Genomic DNA, 20,465 nt, shown 5'->3' with positions numbered 1-20,465 from the left:
AAATTCTGGTGAGGGTAAACCGATCGATAAGGAGCAACGATGAGTATTAAACGTTATGGCGTTGGCGGCAGTACCGGTACCGGCGGGCAGCAGCTGCCTTTCGCTAAAGCTGTCGAAGCGGCCGGGTGGCTGTATGTTTCCGGCCAGACGCCAATGAAAGACGGCGAGGTTGTTGAGGGCGGTATTGTCGACCAGTCGCGGCTGGCGATTCAGAACTGCGTGGATATCATGACGGAAGCGGGCTACACCCTGGCCGACGTGGTTCACGTGAAGGTCTATCTGACTGACGCCCGCTACTTCCAGTCCTTCAACAAAGTATTTCGCGAATTCTTTGGTGACCATCCTCCGGCCCGCGTGTGCTGCGTTGCGGATCTGGTGGTGGACTGCAAAGTCGAAGTGGACGTGACCTGCTACCGCTCAGACCGCGGCTAATCCCCCAGCGGCTGCCTGTCCACGCCGCCGCGATGGCTGTCCAGCGCCAGCTTGATGCGTCGTAGCCGGTCCTTCGCCTGACTTTTATTGGCCATCGCCAGTTCGGTGGCCAACACATCTATCATCGCCAGCATTGCGTAGCGCGAGGTGCTTGGCTTGAAGATGTAGTCGTTCTCCCGAACGATAAGCGGCAGCACGATATCCGCCTGCTGAGCCAGCGGGGTTTCAGGCGGCGTAATGGCGATGATCTTTGCGCCGTACTGGCGAGCAATTGCCGCGCTCTCCACCACTTCGGGCGTGAAGCCCCCCAGCGACAGCGCCACGACAATATCGTTAGGCGAAACCGAAGCGGACATCATTCTGACCAGCAGGCCGTCGCTCTGGCTGACGATCGGCAGCCCGAGACGGAAGAGACGAAACTGGAGTTCCTGAGCGCAAATCGTTGAGCCGCCGCCCATACCGAGAGCCAGAATCTGACGAGCGTTACTGAGCCAGGTAACCGCTTTATTAAGCGATTCCGGGTTTAGCGCGCGGCGGTTGATATCCAGCACGTTGATGATGGTTTCATAGATCCCCTGCACGCCCTCCAGGTCCGGGACATCAAGGATAAAGCGCTGCCCGACCGCCAGCGACTGGGCCAGCTTTACCTTAAGCTCACGCACGTCCTTGCAGCCGATAGCGCGGGCAAAGCGGGTTATTGAGGCCTGGCTGGTTTGCGTCTGGCGCGCCATTTCCGAAATGGGCAGCGCCGCAGCGGACTGCACATCGTCCAGAATAAACTGGGCGATGCGCTTTTCCGTGGCGGTCAGCTCGACAAAACGGTCGGTAATACAGGAGATAATATCGATGGTATAGCTCATGGCGCGACCCTGGTACTTGTGCAAAAAGAGAAGGTACTTTGTACCATAAAACCGTTATCCGGGTCGCTTTACGCTGATTCAGAATGGCTCGCTTATCGCCTCCATGCGCCGCTGCCGGATCGTGGCCCGAATAAACGCGGCAATAAACACCAGCGCGGAGAGCACAACGATAGTCGGCGCGGGCGCACTGTCGATAAAGAACGAAAGGTAGACGCCCAGGAAGGACGTTACGATAGCCTGTACAAGAGCAACCAGCATCATCCCTTTAAACGTGCGCGTCAGCAGCGAAGCGATAGCGCCAGGCGCGATGAGCAGGGAAATCGCGAGGATAATCCCCACCGCCTTTAACGCTGCGACGATGGTCAGCGACACCAGGCAGAGCAGGCCGTAGTTCAGCAGCTTAACGTTCAGGCCGGAGACCTGCGCCTGAATAGGATCGAAGGCGTGTAGCAGCAAATCCCGCCATTTCAGCGCCACAACAATCGCCGTTAGCAGCACGATGACGCCTGTTTGCAGAATATCGCTATAGCTTACCCCCAGCATGTCGCCAAACAGAATGTGGTCGAGGTGGATATCCGGCTTCAGGTAGACGTAAAGCACCAGCCCTGCGCCAAACATGCCGGAGAAGACAATGCCCATCACCGTATCACGCTTGATGCGGCTGTTGTCCTGCAGGTAGCCGGTGGCAAAGGCGCAAAACAGCCCGGCCACGAACGCGCCAATTCCCAGCGGCAGGCCCACCATCCAGGCAATGACCACGCCGGGGAAAACCGCGTGGCTCATGGCATCGCCCATCAGCGCCCAGCCCTTTAGCACCAGGAAGCAGGAGAGCAGCGCGCAGGGAATAGCGACCAGCGTGGTCATGGTCAGCGCGTTGATCATAAAGCCAAACTGGAAGGGGGAAAGCAAAGTATCTAACAGGCTCATGGCGTTTGCTCCAGGCTCAGGCGTGCACGGCGACGGTTAGCCAGCAGACCGTGTTTTGGGGCAAATACAAAGGTCAGCAGGAAGATCAGCGTTTGCAGCACCACGATAATGCCGCCGGTAGCGCCATCAAGGAAATAGCTGATCCAGGTGCCGAATGCGCTGGTTAAAGTGCCTAAGGTGACGGCAGTAATTAATAGCTTTGGAAAACGGTCGGTCAACAGGTAAGCCGTTGCGCCAGGCGTGACGACCATGCAAATCACCAGGAAAGCGCCGACGGTTTGTAGCGCGGCCACGGTGGTGGCGGAAAGCAGGGTGAAAAACAACCCCTTCAGCCATAAAGGGTTGAGGCCGATGGAGCGGGCATGGCTTTCGTCGAAGAAGGTGACCATCAGGTCTTTCCACTTCAGCAGCAGAATCGCCAGAGAGACAAAGCCAATAATGGCCAGCTGCAAGATATCCGACGGCGCAATGGCGAGAATATTGCCGAGCACGATGGTCTGGATGTTTACCGACGTCGGGTTGAGCGACACCATAAACAGCCCGAGGCCAAAGAATGACGAAAAAATAAGGCCGATGATGGTGTCTTCCCGCAGGCGCGTGCGCTGGTTTAAAAACAGCATAGTGCCCGCCGCCAGGCCACCGGAGAAAAATGCGCCTATGGAAAACGGCAGGCCGAGCATATAGGCACCGGCAACGCCGGGCACGATAGAATGGGAAAGAGCGTCACCGATAAGCGACCAGCCTTTCAGCATCAGGTAGCAGGAGAGAAAGGCGCAGACGCCGCCAACCAGCGCCGATACCCAGATGGCGTTAAACATGTAGCCATAGCCAAACGGCTCGAGCAGGACGGACATTATCGCTCCTCTTTCAACGCTGCGCCGTGGATAAACGGCCTTTCATCGTCGGTGAACACGCTGGTTTCCTTCCCGGTCAGAGTGACGTGGCGCAGCACGCCGCTGAATGCCAGCTCCAGGTTTTGCTGGGTAAAGGTGATGTCCGTGGGTCCACAGGCCAGCACGGTGCCTTTCACCAGCACGGTGTAGTCGCAATAATCAGTGACGGCGCCTAGGTTGTGGGTCGATACCAGCATCGTGCGTCCCTCGTCCCGCAGCTCGCGCAGCAGGCTGATGATCTGCTCTTCCGTTTTCACGTCCACGCCGGTGAACGGCTCGTCCAGCAGGATCACCTGGCCATCCTGGGCTATCGCGCGGGCGAGGAATACGCGTTTTTTCTGCCCGCCGGACAGCTCGCCGATCTGGCGTTTGCGGAAGTCGCTCATGCCGACGCGGGCGAGGGCATTGTCCACCGCCTGCCTGTCGGCCTTGCCGGGAATACGCAGCATCCCCATGTGGCCGAAGCGCCCCATCATCACCACATCTTCAACCAGCACCGGGAACGTCCAGTCCACGTCCTCGGACTGCGGGACATAGGCGACCAGGTTATTGCGCAGCGCCTTGCGCGTGGGCATGTCCAGAATCGAGATGTTGCCGCTGGCCAAGTGCACAAAGCCCATGATCGCTTTAAACAGCGTGGACTTCCCCGAACCGTTGACCCCAACCAGCGCCGCAATGGTGCCGGTCGGAATTTCAAAGCTGGCCGCACGCAGCGCGGTGTGGCCATTACGATAGGTGACGCTGGCGTCCTGAACGACGATTCCGGCGCGACGACTCATTTTTTCAGCCCTTCATTGATGCCGTTAACGATGGTGCTGGTGGTGACGTGCAGCAGGTCAAGATAGGTCGGTACAGGGCCATCCGCCGCGCTCAGGGAGTCGACATACAGCACGCCGCCGTAATGTGCGCCGGATTCCCGCGCCGCCTGACGAGCCGGTTTATCGGAGATGGTACTTTCACTGAAAATAGTCGGGATCTGGTATTTGCGAATGCTGTCGATCACTTTGCGCACCTGCTGCGGCGTTCCCTGCTGATCGGCGTTGATCGGCCACAGATAGAGCTCTTTCAGGCCAAAGTCGTTGGCGAGATAGGAGAACGCGCCTTCGCTGGTCACCAGCCAACGCTTATCTGCCGGAATTTTTGCCAGCTCGTTTCGCAGAGGTTCGAGGGTTTGCTGGATTTTCTGCTTGTAGGCTTCGGCGTTGCGGGTATAGGTCGCGGCATTGTCCGGATCGTATTTGACGAACGCATCGCGGATATTATCGACGTAGATCAACGCATTTTGCGGCGACATCCATGCGTGAGGGTTAGGTTTGCCGTTATAAGGGCCTTCTGTAATGCCCGTGGGCTGAATACCGGTGGTGACAACCACCTCAGGCACGCCCTTCAGATGCTGATAAAACTTCGCAAACCAGAGTTCAAGGTTCAGCCCGTTGGTCAAAATTAGCTGAGCGCCCTGCGCCCGACGGATGTCGCCCGGCGTCGGCTGGTATTCATGGATTTCCGCCCCCGGCTTGGTGATGGACTCCACGTCGGCAGCGTCTCCGGCCACGTTCTGCGCCATATCGGCGATGATGGTAAAGGTAGTGACTGCCTTAAATTTTGCCTGCGCCTGCGCGGCACCCAACAGCATCGCCAGCGCGGCGGCGGCGGCCACAATACTCTGCGTTAACTTCAGTTTCCCGGGCATCGTCTTCCCTCACGAGTGATTATAGATTCATCATTTATAGCAAGTGCTATAAAACATAGCTGTTGCTATAACTAAATGCAAACTATTATCATTTGTGTGAGTTAACGGTGAAGATTCCCCTCTCCCTTCCAGGGAGAGGGTTAGGGTGAGGGTCCTACAACCCTAAAGCATCAAAATCTGAAGCATCGTGACGCTCGGCCAGCTGCACATCGCCCCAGGTGCGGTTAACGATGCGGCCACGCTTCACCGCCGGGCGGTTTGCCACGTCGTCGGCCCAGCGGCCAAAGTGTTTGTACGAAGCCACGTCAAGGAATTCGGCGGATTCATACAGGCCGCCTTTCGCCAGCGCACCATACCAGGTAAAGATGGCAATGTCGGCGATAGTGTATTCATCACCGGCGATAAAGCGGTGATTCTCCAGCTGCTTGTCGAGCACGTCCAGCTGGCGCTTGGCTTCCATCGCAAAGCGGTTGATGGCGTACTCAATTTTGACCGGGGCGTAGTGGTAGAAGTGGCCGAAACCGCCGCCCAGGTATGGCGCTGAACCCTGCAGCCAGAACAGCCAGTTCAGCGTTTCGGTGCGCCCGGCGATATCCTTCGGCAGGAAGTGGCCGAATTTTTCCGCGAGATAAAGCAGGATGTTGCCGGACTCGAAGACCCGCAGCGGCGGGGTAACCGAGTGGTCAAACAGTGCCGGAATTTTGGAGTTCGGGTTCACTTCCACAAACCCGCTGGAGAACTGGTCGCCTTCGCCGATGCGAATCAGGTGCGCATCGTATTCCGCCCCGCTGATGCCCAGCGCCAGCAGCTCTTCCAGCAGAATGGTTACCTTCTGCCCGTTAGGCGTGCCGAGAGAATAAAGCTGCAGCGGATGCTTGCCTACCGGCAGCGTTTTTTCGTGGGTTGGGCCGGAAATCGGACGGTTAATGCTGGAGAACTGGCCGGCTTCGGTCTTGTTCCAGGTCCAGACTTTTGGTGGCTGGTAGTTGTGTTCGGACATAGCGTTGTTTGCCTTCTTCTCAGGTTAGTTATCTGTTGAAACTATCTGGAAGTGTAGCAAGAGGGAAGAGCTTGCCGGGCTATACCGCCAGAAAAGCGAAAGCCCGGCAGAGCATCAAGCCGGTTTAAGCCCCGGTTGTACAAGGCCGTAAACCTGGCGGTTCAGGCCTGGGGCTTTTGCCAGCTCCGCAACGTGCGCGGCGACGTCGGCACGCATGACCATACCGTGGATTTCGGGCGTCTGGCTAAGCATCGCTTTACCGGTGGGCTCGCCGTGAAGCAGGCCGCCGGGACGCACAATGGCAAAGTCCAGCCTGCTGGTTTGCAGCCAGCTTTCCGCGAGGGACTTTTCCCGTACGGCCTGACCAAAGGCCGCTTTTGCTCGGTCGGATAAATAAGCCCAGCTCTCCCCGCAGCCCAAAGAGGTTACAAGCACCATGCGTGCAATACCGGCTTTTTCGGCGACGTCGATGACGGTACGGTGCGCCAGATAGTCCTGAGAACCGCCCATGGTTGAGATCACGGTAGCCTCTTTGCCCGCGAGGCGGCAGGCCTCGGTGACGGCTTCTGTATTACAGGCGTCGCCGGTAATCACCTGAACGCCAGCCACACGCAGTTTTGTTGCCGCCTCCTCGCTACGCACCAGCGCAACCACGTGGCGACCCTCTGCCAGCGCCAGCTTCGCCGTCAGCGCACCAACGCCTTTGCCTCCAGCTCCAAAAATTAACCATGGTGTCATGCAGTATTTCCCTTAAGTGTCTCTGCCAGCGTGCGGAAAGCCGTGAGCTGGTCTGCCAGGAGTTGGCGATGATCGTCGCGCCCGATGAAGATTTTCAGCATCGCGCTGCCCGCCTGATTGAAGAACAGAATTGAGGCGGTGTCCATCCCCATGAATTTACGCTCGACCAGCGCGATATGGGTGCAGTTGCTCGCTTTGATATGCCCCGTCATGCCTTTCTTACCGCGCAGGTTGAAGTAGCCGTGGCGGTGGAAGCCGGACGGCAGCTCGCCTGAGAATTCGATGATCACATCGGCGGTATGCACCAGCGTGGTCACGCTACCCCATTCGGCAACGGTATCCCACACGGCGTCAAACTTCTCGCCGCCCACTAACGCCAGCGCGGGGAGCTGAGCCACAACGTCCAGTAGAGTAACGCCATATTGAGTGGCAATAGATTCCAGCGTGCCATCGGGCTGGGTCTTTAGATAGTCGGTAAGGGAAACGGAAGTCATTGCGGAGCTCCTTGTGGTGTTTTGGTCGTTGTTATTGGCGTATTGAGGGCGGCAACCAGCGTCTGCAAAGACTGGAAGATATTGCTGGCCCAGAAGCGGCCTTCTTCGGTCAGTCGCAGGCAGGTTGAGTTATCCCGGGTCAGGCCAGATTCGTGCCACTGGGTCAGCAGCGGCTGAAGCAGATGGGCTTCGGCGGTCAATTCATCCAGGGGGACACGAGCCGTTTCGATACCGGCCTGCAGTTTATGCCGCCAGCGGTAGCCTGGATCGGTAGTGCGGGCCATCATCATCAGCGGCTTTTTCCCGGCAGCGACTGCGGTGTGCCAGCTTTCCAGATTACGTTCAACCATCCAGGAATAGCCGTTGACCGATCCGCCAGCACCGGAGCCAAAGGCCAGGCAGTCCGCGCCCTGCTTTATCAGCAGGTTGTACAGGTTGCGCTCTCGCGTGGTGCGCGCCCAGTGGCTGTTACTGATGCAGCGCCAGCCCGAGCTGTCCATGAAATCGCAGCCCTGAAGGTACAGATCCCTGCGTTCAGCCGGGGAAGGAAGGGCGACACGCCCGTTTTCCACGGCTTTACCCAGAGGCGTTTGCGGCAGAAGGTTCAGGGCATAGAGATCTATACCGTCGAGACCGATATCCCGCGCAATGGTCAGGTCTTCTGCCCAGAGTTTTTGATCCTGGCCGGGCAGGCCAAACAGCAGATCGCACACCACGGCGGCGCGATCGCGTTTACAGAGGTTTTCCATAAAGCGTCGGGCCGTGGGGCCGTCGGAGGTACGCGCCATTTTTTTGCGGATTTTGCTGTTAAACGACTGAATGCCGATGGAGAAACGGTTAGCACCGGCGTCGAGGCAGGCGTCGATGCGCTCATCGTCAAAATTCAGCACCCGGCCTTCAATGGTGATTTCACAATCCGGCGCGAGCGGCAGGCTGCGGCGCAGCGCGGTAATGATTCGCGCCAGATCCTTCGCCGAAAGCGCAGAGGGGGTGCCGCCGCCAAAGTAGATCGCGTGGATCGGTGCTGACTGATGCAGCGGGCTGCTGGCCTCAAGTTCGATCTCCCTGAGCAGGGCATCGGTGTAGCGCTCGCAGTGGTCCTCTTCGTAACGGTTCTGGTAAAAACCGCAGAAGGTACAGTGCGTTGCGCAGAAGGGGATATGCAGATAGACCAGCCGCTTCCCCGGTGGCGTAGGGTTGGCAATCACCTGTTGCCAGGTGTGTTCAAGCTGCTCTTTAGCTATCGGCATAGCGCCACGCCACGGCATTGTCGCGTGGCGATCTTTAAACGGCTGCCCGCCGGGCAGCGCGAAGTGAGGCTGGAGATCCAGTTCAGGTTTCATGTTCAACATCGCTCATTTTCTAAGAAATCCTTACTCGTTCGGGCCGGCATCAGGCCAAAACTGGTTATGCAGGTGCTCCACCGCCTCTGCGATACGCGGGCCCATACCTAAAATCACCGCCTGGTCGATGAGGACTATTCGTTTATTTTTCCATGCAGAGGTATGGGTGATGCCGGGGATAGCCTTCAGGGCGTTGGCGTCGCCCTGGGTCATCTGGGTTGTCGCGACAATGACATCAGGGTTAGCGGCGATCAGCGCTTCCGCGCTGTAGCTTTGATACTGTCGGTGCCGCGCAATATTGTCTGCTCCGGCCATTTTCAGGATGCTATCGGCCACGCTGCCCTCGCCGGCAACCTGCGGCAGGCTGCCGCCCGCAGAGAGAATAAACATCGTCCTGACCGGGTGAGGTTTAAGGGCGCTGCTTTTGGCTACGGCCTCCAGGCGTTGGCGAAGGCTGGCAATCAGCGCTACTCCCTGCTGCGGGCGATCCAGGGCATTAGCCAGCGTTTGAATATTTTCATACATCTGCTCGACGGTGGCGGGAACCCGCGGGAGCAGCAGTACGTTCACTTTGGTTTTTTTCAGCTGCTCAAAGACGGTCTGTGGGCCAGCGTCCTGCCAGGTGATGAAGCGTTCAGGGCGCAACGACAACAGGGATTCGCTGCTGAGCTGCATCCAGGGGCCGGTGTGGGGCAATTTTGCCGTTTCCGGCGGCCAGGTCGTGGTTTCATCCACGCCGACCACCTGACTGCCAGCGCCCAGGGCATAAACGAGCTCGCTCAGGGAGCCGCCGGCCACAACCAGACGCCCGCTGGCCACGGCTGAAGATGCCGTAGCCAGCGCCAGCAGTGCGGCAAAAAGACTTTTCCTCATCAGAATTTCCATCCAAAGCCGATGGCCGTGTTAAAGCCTGCCTCCGGAATAGACTCGTGGGCGGTCTGGTAGCGTTTGTTGGTCAGGTTGTTCAGCGCAACGTTGACCTGGTACTGGTCTTTGTCACCAAATTCTGCATTGACTGCTAGATTCAGCGTGGCCCAGCCGGGATAGCGCCTTTCGCCGTCGCCGGTATTTTCTTTGGCTCGTGAGGCCGCGCGGATAAAGGCATCGGAGGTTAAGTTCATGGCGTTCAGCACCCGCGTATGCCTGACCCCAACGCGGCCGTTAACGGCGGGCTCGCCGCTATCCCAGGTTTTTATCGTGCTGCCCTGATACTGACGACGGAGAAGGTTGCCGCTCAGATAAGGGGAGACGGCCCAGCCGTTATACTCGGCGCTGAGCTCAATGCCGTAGGTTTTGGCTCGATTGATGTTGTCGTAGTAGCGGTAGTTAGCCCTTGCGCTGCTGCTGTTCCCCCGGCAGACGGCCTGCCCTTCGCAGGCCAGTGAAGCGATGTAATTTTTCGCCTCGGAGTAATACACCGTGCCATCCACCAGCCACAGATTGCCCTTATAGCGGGCGCCAATTTCGTAGTTATTCGAGTGCTCAGGGCTCAGATTCGGGTTGCCATACGTCACGCCGCCGCCGGCAGAAGTCTGCATAAATTGCTTTACCAGCGTCGGGAAGACGTAGCCCTGGGCAAAGGCGGCGCGCAGCTCGATATCTTTAAACCCGGAGTAATTGAGGCTGGTGGCGCCGACAAACTGATTATCGCTGGTCGACTTGCCGCCATTGATGCTGCTGCTTGCAACGCCGCTCGCAATGGTTTGTGAACCGCTGTTGATAAGCTTTGAGGACAGCCAGTATTGCCGTGCTCCCACGGTCCAGGTCCAGTCATCGGCCAGATGCCAGGCGTTCTGAGCAAACAGCGAGGTATTAGTTTGCTCTGATTTATCCTGCGAGCGGGTGCGGGTTTCGATATCAAAGAACCCGGTCTTCGCCGTCTGGCGCGTGTAGCCGCTGGAATTCTGGTTCACTTTGTCGTGCTGATACTGTGCCCCAAGTACCAGATCGTTCCCTGCCGGCAGCGATAAGTTAGTTTGCAGCGTCACGCCCTGGGTGTACTGCTTATCGTGGGTTTGGGTCTGATTTTTTATGCTTAACGCCTGGATGATGGGCGAGGGAATTGGCTGCGTAGTGGCGACTTCATTTTCAAACTTGCGTTCGATCGTCTGGCTGTAGGCATCGAGGTGGATTTTTTTCAGGTAGTTTCCGTCGACGTCATAGTCGTAAAACAGCCCGATTTTTTCCCGCGTCATCTCGGGGATTTTGACGCTAAACGCATCGAACTGGTGGTCGGGATCGCTGTACCAGGTTTTCGTGGAGAGGCGGTAGCGGTCAAGCGAGAGGCCAATCTTCTGACGGCCAAGGCTATAGCCGAGCCACAGCCCTTGACCGTTATTGCGGAAATTGGTGTTATCCAGCCGCCCGTCCGGGGTTTTCCTGTTGCCCTGATCCGAGTAGCTACCGTTAATGCGGTAGTCGAACTGGCCGATGCTGCCCCAGGCGGCGGCCGACTCCTGCCAGCCCGCCGTGGCCGAGTTCCAGGTTGCTTTCACCAGCCCGCCCAGCGGCTTATCTCCGCCTTTTTTGGTGATAAAGTTCACCACCCCGCCGATAGCCTGAGAGCCGTAGAGAACGGAATAGGGGCCTTTAATCACTTCGATGCGTTCCAGAGCGGACTCATCGATAAGCAGGCCTGCGCCATAGTCCTGCCCGGCACGCTGGTAGGTGACCTGTTGACCATCAATCAACACCAGCACGCGTGATGAAGCTTCACCTCGGATGCGTATCTGCTTTCTCCCGGCCAGCGAATTATCCGTGACTTCTACACCGGGAATGTCACGCAGATCGTCGGCAATTGAGACGCTGGTTGAGTTTTCAAGCGCTTTTTGGTCGACAACCTGGGCTGTGACCGGGCTGTTCCAGAGGTTGGTTTCACTGCGGCTGGCGCTGACGATAATCGTTTCTTCCGGGGCGGTATTTTCCTGGGCCGCAGCGGCGGTAGTCCCGGCGACAAAGAGGGAGATGACTGAAAGGGGGGTGTAGCTTTTGCGTTTCCCTGGCATAAATCCATCCATGTGAATATTAATGATAGTGATAATCGTTCGCTTTTATATCCAGGGATCGCAGCGATATCTACCCTCTAATGTGTAAATCATATGCAACTTTGATTTTGGTCAATGTTGATGGCTTCATGCACGCCATAGCCGCAACAGGAGGTTGGCATTCTGTGCCGGCCTGCTGGTCATAAGGGTTTTTTACTGCCAACCTGTTTATTTCATAAATAAGCATTAAAAGGATGCCGTTAGTCCGGAAAGAAGCACGCCGTTTATTTTCCGTTGTGACGGTGGTCAGTAATGTCTTGCTGCGGGAAATGCCGCAATTCCAGAATTTTTTGGTTAGTTACTGCCAGAAACAATAAGCCAGATCATCTAAAGGAGTCGTATTTTTATGTTGCAGCGCAAGGATGGAAAAATTCTCCTTTTGTTTATTGGCTTTCTTATTATTTATCTGCTGCCGGGAATATATGGTCATACACCGTGGAAGCAGGACGAAAACTATACCTTTGGCGTGATTCAGACCATGTATGAAACAGGTAACTGGCTGGTTCCTGTGAATGCGGGTGAACCTTTTATGGAAAAGCCTCCACTGTATTACTGGACGGCTACGCTGACGGCGCATTTATTCTCCGGCATGATGCCGTTGCATGATGCAGCCCGAACCGCAACGTTACTGTTTTCCGTTATTAATTTTTCCTTTTTTATTCTGCTGGCGAGAAGAGTATTTCGCAGTGAAAGCCTGACGGACTACCGTATCTGGCTGGCATTTGCCGTTTATGTCAGCGCGCCGGGCATCCTGCGTCACAGCCACGATATGTTCAGCGATACCGCCCTCACCGCCGGTGCAACCGTGGCGCTCTATGGCATTGTCGGGTTAATCCGCCAGGAGAAGGTGGTCGCCTCGGCCGTATGGCTTTGCGTGGGAACGGTCGTCACTCTGTTATCAAAAGGCGTGTTTATTCCCGGCGTCCTCTGGATAACGTTATTTTTGAGCGCATTCTTTTTCGCCCAGTGCAGGACAAAAACTTTCTGGTATCCGGTTATTCTTGCGGGAGGGGTAGCGCTTGCTTTTATTCTTCCGTGGCCTGTTCTGCTGTTTAGTAAACATCCCGATCTGTTTATGGTGTGGTTCTGGGAAAATAACATAGGCCGATTCCTGGGGTTTTCTGTCGCGAAGCTGGGTGCTAAAGCCATCCCGACGCGAGTCCCTGAGGCCGTTATGCTGTTTGCGTTGCCGTCAGGAATATTGGCAATGCTCTATTTTCTCCGTCATCCTCTTAAGCGCCTGAAGAACCAAAGCGAGTTTGCCATTACGGTTTTCCCTTTATTAGGCATTATTATTCTTCAGATGTCGGCAACCAGCCGTGCCTTATATTTGATGCCCTTTGTGGCGCCTATGGCGCTCCTGGGATCTCAACTGCTGCCCGCAATAAAAGAGCGGTCTTTGCGATATTTCTCATATTTTTCCACTGTGCTCTGGTCAGCGCTGCTTGTGGTGCTGTGGGTGGCCTATTTTATTAAGCTCAGCGGTGACAAAAAAGGTTGGCTGGATCCGCTTGAGCGTTGGCTACCGACGAGCTACGAGCTTCATTTCTCCTGGCTGATGTTTGCCTTTGCTCTTGTCATCACGGCACTGTGGTTTTGCCGCACCCGACTGTATGGTGAGGTTAATCCTGCGTTGCGAGCCGCCCTGAGCTGGGCGCTGGGCGCCACCGCCGTCTGGAGCGTGGCGTTTACGTTGATGGTGGGCTGGTTCGACAGCAGCAAAGGTTATGAAGGGGTGTTTAAGGATCTCAAAAGCCATCTTGCCGGCCAGTACCAGGCGACAGACTGTATGGCGTCTTACCGCATTGGTGAGTCAGAGGCGCCGATGCTTTACTACTTTACCGGCATTCTGCACCATCCTCAGAAGACCTTCAGCAAGCCCAAACATTGCCGCTGGTTAATCGTGCTTGGCGACAAGCTGAAGCCTGCTCCTGAGGGAATGGTCTTTTTCTGGGAGGATAACCGTCCCGGCGAGCAGCGTAATAATCTGATGGTTTACCGGGACGTCTCGGGGAATAACGATTAAAAATTGGTATCAGGTCGGGCACCTGCTATTCCCGGGCAGGGCTGCACGACCTCGGTTGTACATTTCATTACACGCCGATACCAATCACTCACTGAAGAGTTTATTCGATACGCCTATAGTTCATTTCAACGGCCCCGCAGTGGGGTAAACACGAAAACAAATTCGAGGATGTCGAAATGAAAAAAGTATTAGCTCTGGTTGTTGCCGCTGCTATGGGTCTGTCTTCCGCCGCTTTCGCTGCTGACACTACCGCCGCTTTCGCTGCTGACACTACCGCTACTGCACCAGCTGCTGCTCCGGCAACCACCGCCGCTGCTGCACCTGCTGCTAAAGCTCCAGCTGCAAAAGTAACGCACCATAAGAAACACAAGAAAGCTGCCGCTCAGAAAGCTCAGGCCGCTAAAAAGAAACACAAAAAAGCCGCTAAGCCAGCGACCGAGCAGAAAGCTCAGGCTGCTAAAAAGCACCACAAAAAAGCAGTAAAACCGGCTGCTCAGAAGGCTCAGGCTGCTAAAAAGCATCACAAAAAAGCAGTAAAACCAGTTGCTCAGAAAGCGCAGGCTGCTAAGAAACACGTGAAAAAACATCACAAAGCGGCAGCAAAACCAGCTGTTACGCCAGCAGCATAAGTTTAGCGGGGCCACCCCGTTAGCTTGAAGCGTTAACACAAACACCCGGCTTGCCGGGTGTTTCTTTCTGGAGTTCAGATAATGTTGCGACGCTACAGTTTCGAATTAATCCTCACCGCGCTGCTCACCTGCGGCCTGATCACGCTGAATTTTTGGCTCCAGTAGGCTGAGTCCTTTCTTTGGTTCATAAGAGCCAAAGTTCTACGCATCACGTATAAAAAACGGGTTACTGCTAAGGTAAGAATTCTGTGCAGATGAGCAATGTTGCTTTGATTCTGCTGTAGAAAGGTGGCCGAAAGAGGGCGGTTTTGATGCGAGATTAGTGCATTCAAGCTCAGTAACGCCCGGGTAGCCTTGACGAAAATGGGGTGCCACAAGGACGGTCATCTTATCAATCAGCCCTGATCTGTTAACGAGCATGTGGACGCTTCTTCCTGGAAGCACCTGAGCCCGACCTGCGCATCCTCATAGTCGTCTGTTGCTTTATGCTGGTTGATACGATCGTCCGGGCGACGGGTGATATCGTCCAGGCTATCCGGAATGGGTTTTGCATCAGGCAGTCTTAGCATACGTCCAAAATTCCCCAGCATAACGGTATGCTGGCGCACAGCAGTATCATTCTGGGCACTACACGCAACTTTGCCTGAACTCCCATCCGACACGCTGGCCGCTCCCTGGCGCCGCCTTACACTCCCAACGTTTCCTGCCTCCTTTTCACTGACCTGTTACAGGTCGGGTGCTTCGTACAGCACATGAGGAACGCCCAGGAGCCACTTTCCCTTTGCCGGCGGGCGCAGCCAGCCCCTCATGCTGCTGAATAGCCGCTCACGGCCTTATCATCCCCAGACGCAGGGTAAGCCTGGAATGCGTTCACCATGTCCCCGAACACCTGCCTGCTATTTCCCGGACGTATATTTTTAAGAGGTAGGTTATATTATCTGGAAAAGTAAGGAATGAAATATATTATACTGAGAATAGTTATTGATACTCATATTGCGAGTAAAATTGGTTTTTTTGAAACATATTCAAATCATCCTTAATCAGCGTAAGGTTGAAAAGTCCTAAAAGCGCAGCAAATATAAAAATTATATGGGTGTGTGAATCAAACCTCTATTCCCATACATCATTCCCTATGCCTTTTCAATATTTTATTTAGTTAATAAACGCGAAAATTTCGTTTAAGTATTGTTTATATATCTTTGTCTTTATATCATGAATATATCGGCTTTATATATATCATATATTTTATAACATACCCGTTTTTCAGAATTATGTTCTGTTTTGTTTGTTTTTGCTATCTTATGTTTTGCACATTTGTTCATCTGCGGTGTATTATTTTTAACGCAATGTGATGGTCATCACGCTTTACTATGTCGTTTTGTGGTGAGAGAGAAGCGAAAAGGCAGAGCTGAAATTCAGTTTTCATTATCTGTGATGCATCGCTTGTACGGCGAAATTAATACACGATAACCCCAAATTGGTAGCCTCTTTAGTTCAGTTAAATCGACATGTTACGAGTATTTATGTGCCATGTTGATGAGCGGGTTTTTTATATTTTTTTTTGAGGTTTGTCTCGCCGGGATATTGCGTTTATCGAGTTCTGGCAGGCGTCTGGTTAATGCTGCCGGTGCACATCAATGCGTTGTATGGCATTGGTAAATAAGGGCTGAATAGCCTCAGGATGAAAACGTGACGTTTTCAACAGTGTCCACATTGTGTGGAACCCCCGTGTTTTCTCCTGCCCGGGGGCGGATGTTAATTAATGTGAGTGATTATTATGAAGAAAAATACGATTAAACTGGCCGCTCTGGCCACTGTCATGCTGTCTGGTTCCGTATTCGCTCAGCAGGACGGCACCCTGAATGTTACAGGTGCGGTGAGTACCGTTTCTTGTGATGTGAGCCTGAATGGCGTCGGTACAACCCTGCCACTGGGGACCTGGGTACCGGGTCGTTTCACAACCTCGACGACTGTCGTCGGTGAGCGCAACTTCACCGTATCGCTGCAGAACTGCGAAGGCGCAATTCTGAAGGGCCAGGGCGTGGAATTGAATGTAATAGGGGCGCAGGGGGCATTTTCTCAGGATCAGAACTTGTGGGGCGGGGTTGCTCCTACGAACGTGGGCATTGCTCTGAATGCCTCCGTAACAGGCAGAGACGGTGGAGTGACAAACACGCCTGTTACCGCTGCAAACAACCAGATCCCGCTTTACACCAATACAACGGATAACGAGACCGAGGCTAACACCGTGGCTCTGCCAGTTGTGCCATTCCAAATCGGGCTGCGTATGGCGTCAGGGGCAACAAAGGCAACCACCGGTGCAGTTGCGGAGCAGTTTATTTTCCGCGCGGTTTATAACTAAGTACTTAGCGTGCCATGAGGGGGGACGTTCCTCCCTCATTTATCTGATGTTTCAGAGGGGATCCTGGGTGGAAAATGAAGCTACCTAAAATTGCATTATTGTTCTCTCTTCTTTCAGTGTCATCTCTGTCGATGGGTAGCGGATTAGGGCTGGATGCGACCCGCATTATTTACAATCAGTCGGCAGGGGGAGCAACGGTGACGGTACGTAACACGACCCCGGATACGGCCTATCTGGTCAGAAGCATTATCAGCACTGATGTGGACGGTAAAAAAGTTTCACCAGCCTTTCTGGTGTCACCGCCCCTGGTTCGCCTGGAGTCCGGGAGCAGCAATGCATTGCGTATTCGACTGCTGCAGGCCCAGAGCCTGGTGAGCGGTAAAGAGAGCCTTTTTTATTTCCAGACCACGGGTATTCCGGGGTCAAAGAATCCGCTTGCACGTAACAGCGAGGCCGGGTTTTCGTCCGTTGGCGGACAGATTTCTTTTGGCGTGGGGAATACCGTCAAACTTTTTTATCGCCCAGAAGGGCTTCCGCCGCCCACCAGAGAGACCTGGCAGAGGCTGGTGTTTGAGCGCGTGCCTGGGGCACTGAAAGTGACGAACCCCACGCCGTATTACATGACGCTGAGTAGTCTGCGCGTGGATGGTCAGCCGGTGCGTTTTTCTGCACATAGGCCCGCAATGCTTGCTCCTTCATCCAGTCAGGTCTATGGCACTGGCAGCAGCCAGAAAAAAAGAGTGAGCTGGAGTGTTATCGATGATTTCGGTGGAACGCAGGAGTTCGGGACAGAAATCCACTGAAAGGGTGGGCCGCAGTGGAAGGGGTAATCGCACATGAGGCCGTTTTTTACTTACGCTCTACGAAATGAGATGTGTTGCGTCATGGTTTGTCTTGCCGGGATGGCCAGTACCGTGAATGCGGCCGTATTGACGGTCAAAACGGCAGTTACCGAGGGGAGCTGCCAGCTATCAGTGCCGTCCATGATGACTTTCACAGGCCAGGTACCAACGCAGTTTGCACGTAATAACTGGACGGCTGAAGTGAAGCCGCTCCGGGTCACGATAAGTGACTGCCAGGGGACACCCGGGACCACCCAGCGTCCGGGGATTCAGGTAACGGGTAGCACGCTGGCTGGCAGCCCCACCATTTTCTCTGAAGCATCCTCTCAGGCAACACATGCCGGTTTTATGCTACGGGAAGGTCGCTTTACCCGGCTGGATAGCTTTTATACGCAAGAAACTGCGCCAGGAGGCAGTATTCCGGACGGCGGTTTCAGCTATGAGGGCGAGCCGGGAAAGGTGATGGATGAAGGAGAGCGAATGTACACGCTCGGTTTTGTCAGCGCGGGTGTGGTTCCTTCTTACGGACAGGTCAACGCCCGACTGACCTTTACCTTCCTGTACCACTGAGTCAGTACATTTTATCCGTTACGTCAGAGAGGCAGGGAAGATGACAGCAACAACACAGGATATCAGACCCGAAGAACCGCGCCCGTTATTCAGGATGGGCGGGTGTGGCCTGGCTTCGCTTGCCCTGGTGGTGACCGGGATGGTTTCCGGTGTCAGGGCGGAAGATTATACGGTCAACGGCACGATCACGCAGGGAACGTGTGAAGTGAGTTTTCCAACAGTGACCACCGGTTCGCTGAGCCTGCCGCCGGTCTCCCGCAACGTCATGAATGACGGCAGTATTCAGAGTATGGAGGGGGTGCCAGTGCAGTTGTCCCACTGTCTTGGGCTGAATGCCGCCGGGAAAGCACCGACCCTGAGCATAACAGGTACCACGGTGACTGACCTGCCGGCAGGGACGGGCAAATATTTGTTTAATAACAATGAGTCCGGAGCAGCCAGAGGTTACGGCATTGTGCTCAGTACCGAAAAACTGTCGAAATGGACACCTTCCAGCCAGGTTTCTGGTGACGGCTCCGCCACCAGCGACGTGGTGCTGGCACCGGCCTCGCTGCCGTATACCGGCGGCACGACGGATTTTTATGTAGGGGTAGGGTGTGGGGATGCCGCCACCTGTGCGGCACAGGATGCCGGCCACGCCGGCGGTGATATTACGGCCGGGATCACATTTACGTTTGGCTACCGGTAACCCCGGCACAGCAGAGGAAAAGGAAGATGAGAGGCTGGCGAGTTTCAGGGACGGCAGCATGTATCGCGGTGCCACTCCTGCTGTCAGCAAGTGTGAAGGCGGCTGACAGCCAGGAAATCACGTTCAACATTAAGATCCTGGCAGGTACTTGTACCGTGCAGGCTGCGGATGTGGCTTTTGGAACGCTCTCCGGGCCGGAAGCCATCGGTAAAAACTGGGTCCCTCTGGGGGGGATAAAACCCCTGAGCGTGACGCTGTCTAACTGTGCCGGTACGCAAACGGTGGGGGCGCCGAAATTGACAATGACGGCCGCGCCGGGCTCGGCAGTACTGGCGGGCAGCGAAAACAAGCTGTTTCGCGACAGCTCATCGACCTCCCGGGGGCTGGGAATAGGTATCTACAGGGTATCAAGCCCGGATACATCCTCCAGCAAGGATTTCTTTGCCAACGGGTCGGCCGTCCAGATTGGGGCGCCGGGGGCGGGCTGGAGCTCACTGAACCAGGTGTATGGTTATGCTGCCGGTGTGTCATGCGGCAGTACTTGCACAGCAGCAAACCTGGGAAGCGGCACGCTAAAAGCCAGCGTTATCTTTACGTTTTCTTATGACTGAGGCCGCTGATGAACAGGATTAAAGTGAACGTGGCAGGGCTGCTGCTTCTCGTGGTCATGATGCCAGAGGCCAGTGCCGGGCAGGCAGGAGTGAATGCGGGTACGTCTGAACTGACGGCCACCATTACGGGAGGCGGAACGTGCACGGTGAACATTAACGGTGTCGGACAGGATTCTGCGGTGGTGACCGTGGGTACCGGTACTCTGGATACCCTATCCGCACTAAGGCAATCCTGGCCCCAACTGGGGAAAACGAACTTCAGTGTGAATCTCACAAACTGCGCGGGCCTGGCGGATGAGAGGTTATCTCCGTTGGTGACGGTATCCGGGGCGCTGATGCGCGCGGAGAACAACCGGTTATTCCGGGATGCCGCCAGCTCTACTTCACAGGGATTTGGGATTGCGCTGTATTCAAATCAGACCACGGCCACCGGGACGCCCCCTCAGGTTCAACAGGGTGTCCCGGTAAGCGCAGGGGCGACAGGGACGGCATTTAACGCAGACCAGACGTTGAACTGGGCTGCGGCAGTGTCCTGTGGTGATGCCTCAGGGTGTACTCCATCCCCCCTGAATGCGTTAAACGGCGGGACATTAGGTGCGTCGCTGACATTTACATTTAGCTATCAGTGAGAGTGGAACATGGATGGGGGCAATATGGCATTAATTGCGGCCGGATATCGACGCGGGCTTGCCGCCCTGACGCTCATCTTTACAGGCGTACCTGCGGCTTCAGCGGCACTTTTTACGGCTGCTCCGCTGGCAGAGAACACGACCTGCCTGATGAGTATTACCGGGGATGCGGCAGGCAGTACCACGCTTTCCCGCCTCGACTTTGGCCTCGTCAACGGGGATGCCCTGATAGGCTCTGACTGGCAGGTGGCAGGCGCAACCGGGACAGGTATGAGCGGGCTGCGGGATTTTTGGATCCAGCTGAAAGAGTGTAATCAATGGGACAGTGCCGGTAAAACCGTGCCAAAAATCACGATGACCGGTGAGCTCTATACCGCACCTGGCGGGCCGGAAAACACGACGCTGTTTCGGTCGGGTGGAACAGGAAAAGGGTTTGGTGTGCTGGTCTATGACAGGCAGAACGGCATTAATTTTGGCAGCGATCAGCGGCCAAATGGTTATCAGATCCTTGTCCCGCAGGCACCGGATACGGGTTTTTTGCAGGGGAGCTATACGATCCCCATGGCGGCCGGTGTGTCCTGTGGTGCAGAGGACTGGTGTGTACCGCAGCGCCTGGGAACAGGCACCGTGACCGCGCACGTCAATTTTGAGCTGCAGTATCCCTGACTGCAGGGGTTTCGCATAACG

The 20,465-nt window shown here is 55.3% G+C and carries 23 protein-coding genes; 11 read left to right on the top strand and 12 right to left on the bottom strand.

Features of this window, described 5'->3' with window-relative positions:
• Positions 1-39 precede the first annotated feature (39 nt).
• Entirely contained in the window at positions 40-432 is a 393-nt protein-coding gene (locus EL098_RS20520; protein WP_126357868.1) for a RidA family protein, read from the top strand.
• Here the strand turns inward: EL098_RS20520 and EL098_RS20515 are convergent.
• The 11 genes from EL098_RS20515 to EL098_RS20465 all read right to left on the bottom strand — a co-directional run bounded on the left by EL098_RS20515 (position 429) and on the right by EL098_RS20465 (position 11,382).
• Positions 429-1,292 carry a MurR/RpiR family transcriptional regulator gene (locus tag EL098_RS20515; protein WP_126357867.1) on the bottom strand — a complete coding sequence of 288 codons (864 nt, stop codon included), beginning with the start codon at positions 1,290-1,292 and terminating at the stop codon, positions 429-431. The two genes, EL098_RS20520 and EL098_RS20515, sit on opposite strands and share 4 nt — an antisense overlap.
• Before the next feature lie 78 nt (positions 1,293-1,370).
• Positions 1,371-2,219 (bottom strand): metal ABC transporter permease, encoded by an 849-nt coding sequence (locus EL098_RS20510; RefSeq protein WP_126357866.1) that lies wholly within the window; start codon positions 2,217-2,219, stop codon positions 1,371-1,373.
• A complete protein-coding gene (sitC, locus tag EL098_RS20505; RefSeq protein ID WP_126357865.1) occupies positions 2,216-3,073 on the bottom strand; it encodes an iron/manganese ABC transporter permease subunit SitC in 858 nt (285 codons plus the stop codon). The genes EL098_RS20510 and sitC overlap by 4 nt, the downstream gene beginning before the upstream one ends.
• Entirely contained in the window at positions 3,073-3,891 is an 819-nt protein-coding gene (locus EL098_RS20500; protein ID WP_126357864.1) for a manganese/iron ABC transporter ATP-binding protein, read from the bottom strand. Before EL098_RS20500 ends, sitC begins: the two co-directional genes overlap by 1 nt.
• The gene (locus EL098_RS20495; RefSeq protein WP_126357863.1) at positions 3,888-4,802 is read right to left on the bottom strand and encodes a metal ABC transporter substrate-binding protein; all 915 of its coding nucleotides are present in this window, start codon (positions 4,800-4,802) and stop codon (positions 3,888-3,890) included. The genes EL098_RS20500 and EL098_RS20495 overlap by 4 nt, the downstream gene beginning before the upstream one ends.
• Before the next feature lie 154 nt (positions 4,803-4,956).
• Positions 4,957-5,802, bottom strand: coding sequence for a glutathione-dependent disulfide-bond oxidoreductase (gene yghU, locus EL098_RS20490; protein ID WP_126357862.1), 846 nt, complete (start codon positions 5,800-5,802; stop codon positions 4,957-4,959).
• A 114-nt stretch (positions 5,803-5,916) separates the two neighbouring features.
• Complete coding sequence (locus EL098_RS20485; protein ID WP_126357861.1) at positions 5,917-6,540, bottom strand: SDR family oxidoreductase; 624 nt, start codon at positions 6,538-6,540, stop codon at positions 5,917-5,919.
• A complete protein-coding gene (gene hutX, locus EL098_RS20480) occupies positions 6,537-7,034 on the bottom strand; it encodes a heme utilization cystosolic carrier protein HutX (protein ID WP_126357860.1) in 498 nt (165 codons plus the stop codon). The genes EL098_RS20485 and hutX overlap by 4 nt, the downstream gene beginning before the upstream one ends.
• On the bottom strand, positions 7,031-8,377 hold the full coding sequence (hutW, locus tag EL098_RS20475; RefSeq protein WP_126357859.1) for a heme anaerobic degradation radical SAM methyltransferase ChuW/HutW: 1,347 nt from the start codon (positions 8,375-8,377) through the stop codon (positions 7,031-7,033). The genes hutX and hutW overlap by 4 nt, the downstream gene beginning before the upstream one ends.
• A gap of 30 nt (positions 8,378-8,407) precedes the next feature.
• Positions 8,408-9,250: a heme/hemin ABC transporter substrate-binding protein gene (locus tag EL098_RS20470; RefSeq protein WP_126357858.1), complete on the bottom strand. Its 843-nt coding sequence runs from the start codon at positions 9,248-9,250 to the stop codon at positions 8,408-8,410.
• Positions 9,250-11,382, bottom strand: a complete 2,133-nt coding sequence (locus EL098_RS20465; RefSeq protein WP_126357857.1) for a TonB-dependent receptor — start codon at positions 11,380-11,382, stop codon at positions 9,250-9,252. The genes EL098_RS20470 and EL098_RS20465 overlap by 1 nt, the downstream gene beginning before the upstream one ends.
• A 385-nt stretch (positions 11,383-11,767) precedes the next feature.
• Here EL098_RS20465 and EL098_RS20460 point away from each other — a divergent pair, with 385 nt between their 5' ends.
• The 3 genes from EL098_RS20460 (at position 11,768) to ydgU (ending at position 14,241) form a co-directional block, all read left to right on the top strand.
• Entirely contained in the window at positions 11,768-13,447 is a 1,680-nt protein-coding gene (locus EL098_RS20460) for an ArnT family glycosyltransferase (protein WP_126357856.1), read from the top strand.
• A gap of 176 nt (positions 13,448-13,623) precedes the next feature.
• On the top strand, positions 13,624-14,076 hold the full coding sequence (asr, locus tag EL098_RS20455) for an acid resistance repetitive basic protein Asr (RefSeq protein ID WP_126357855.1): 453 nt from the start codon (positions 13,624-13,626) through the stop codon (positions 14,074-14,076).
• Positions 14,077-14,157: 81 nt separating this feature from the next.
• A complete protein-coding gene (gene ydgU / locus EL098_RS23885; RefSeq protein ID WP_456297838.1) occupies positions 14,158-14,241 on the top strand; it encodes a small membrane protein YdgU in 84 nt (27 codons plus the stop codon).
• A 230-nt stretch (positions 14,242-14,471) separates the two neighbouring features.
• Here the strand turns inward: ydgU and EL098_RS23260 are convergent, their stop codons facing one another.
• Positions 14,472-14,645 (bottom strand): hypothetical protein, encoded by a 174-nt coding sequence (locus EL098_RS23260; protein ID WP_164716910.1) that lies wholly within the window; start codon positions 14,643-14,645, stop codon positions 14,472-14,474.
• A gap of 1,208 nt (positions 14,646-15,853) precedes the next feature.
• Here EL098_RS23260 and EL098_RS20450 point away from each other — a divergent pair.
• The 7 genes from EL098_RS20450 to EL098_RS20420 all read left to right on the top strand — a co-directional run bounded on the left by EL098_RS20450 (position 15,854) and on the right by EL098_RS20420 (position 20,444).
• Positions 15,854-16,438 carry a fimbrial protein gene (locus EL098_RS20450; protein WP_126357854.1) on the top strand — a complete coding sequence of 195 codons (585 nt, stop codon included), beginning with the start codon at positions 15,854-15,856 and terminating at the stop codon, positions 16,436-16,438.
• 74 nt (positions 16,439-16,512) lie between these two features.
• Positions 16,513-17,241 carry a fimbrial biogenesis chaperone gene (locus tag EL098_RS20445; protein WP_126357853.1) on the top strand — a complete coding sequence of 243 codons (729 nt, stop codon included), beginning with the start codon at positions 16,513-16,515 and terminating at the stop codon, positions 17,239-17,241.
• A gap of 180 nt (positions 17,242-17,421) precedes the next feature.
• Positions 17,422-17,850 (top strand): hypothetical protein, encoded by a 429-nt coding sequence (locus EL098_RS20440; protein ID WP_126357852.1) that lies wholly within the window; start codon positions 17,422-17,424, stop codon positions 17,848-17,850.
• A 40-nt stretch (positions 17,851-17,890) separates the two neighbouring features.
• Complete coding sequence (locus EL098_RS20435) at positions 17,891-18,538, top strand: fimbrial protein (RefSeq protein ID WP_126357851.1); 648 nt, start codon at positions 17,891-17,893, stop codon at positions 18,536-18,538.
• 26 nt (positions 18,539-18,564) lie between these two features.
• The gene (locus EL098_RS20430) at positions 18,565-19,149 is read left to right on the top strand and encodes a fimbrial protein (RefSeq protein ID WP_126357850.1); all 585 of its coding nucleotides are present in this window, start codon (positions 18,565-18,567) and stop codon (positions 19,147-19,149) included.
• A gap of 8 nt (positions 19,150-19,157) precedes the next feature.
• On the top strand, positions 19,158-19,778 hold the full coding sequence (locus tag EL098_RS20425) for a fimbrial protein (RefSeq protein ID WP_126357849.1): 621 nt from the start codon (positions 19,158-19,160) through the stop codon (positions 19,776-19,778).
• A 24-nt stretch (positions 19,779-19,802) separates the two neighbouring features.
• Positions 19,803-20,444 (top strand): hypothetical protein, encoded by a 642-nt coding sequence (locus EL098_RS20420; protein ID WP_126357848.1) that lies wholly within the window; start codon positions 19,803-19,805, stop codon positions 20,442-20,444.
• Positions 20,445-20,465: the final 21 nt, after the last annotated feature.

Source organism: Cedecea lapagei (assembly GCF_900635955.1).
GTDB lineage: Bacteria > Pseudomonadota > Gammaproteobacteria > Enterobacterales > Enterobacteriaceae > Cedecea > Cedecea lapagei.
Note: the sequence above shows the minus strand (reverse complement) of the source record. Positions and strands in the feature narration are given on the sequence as shown.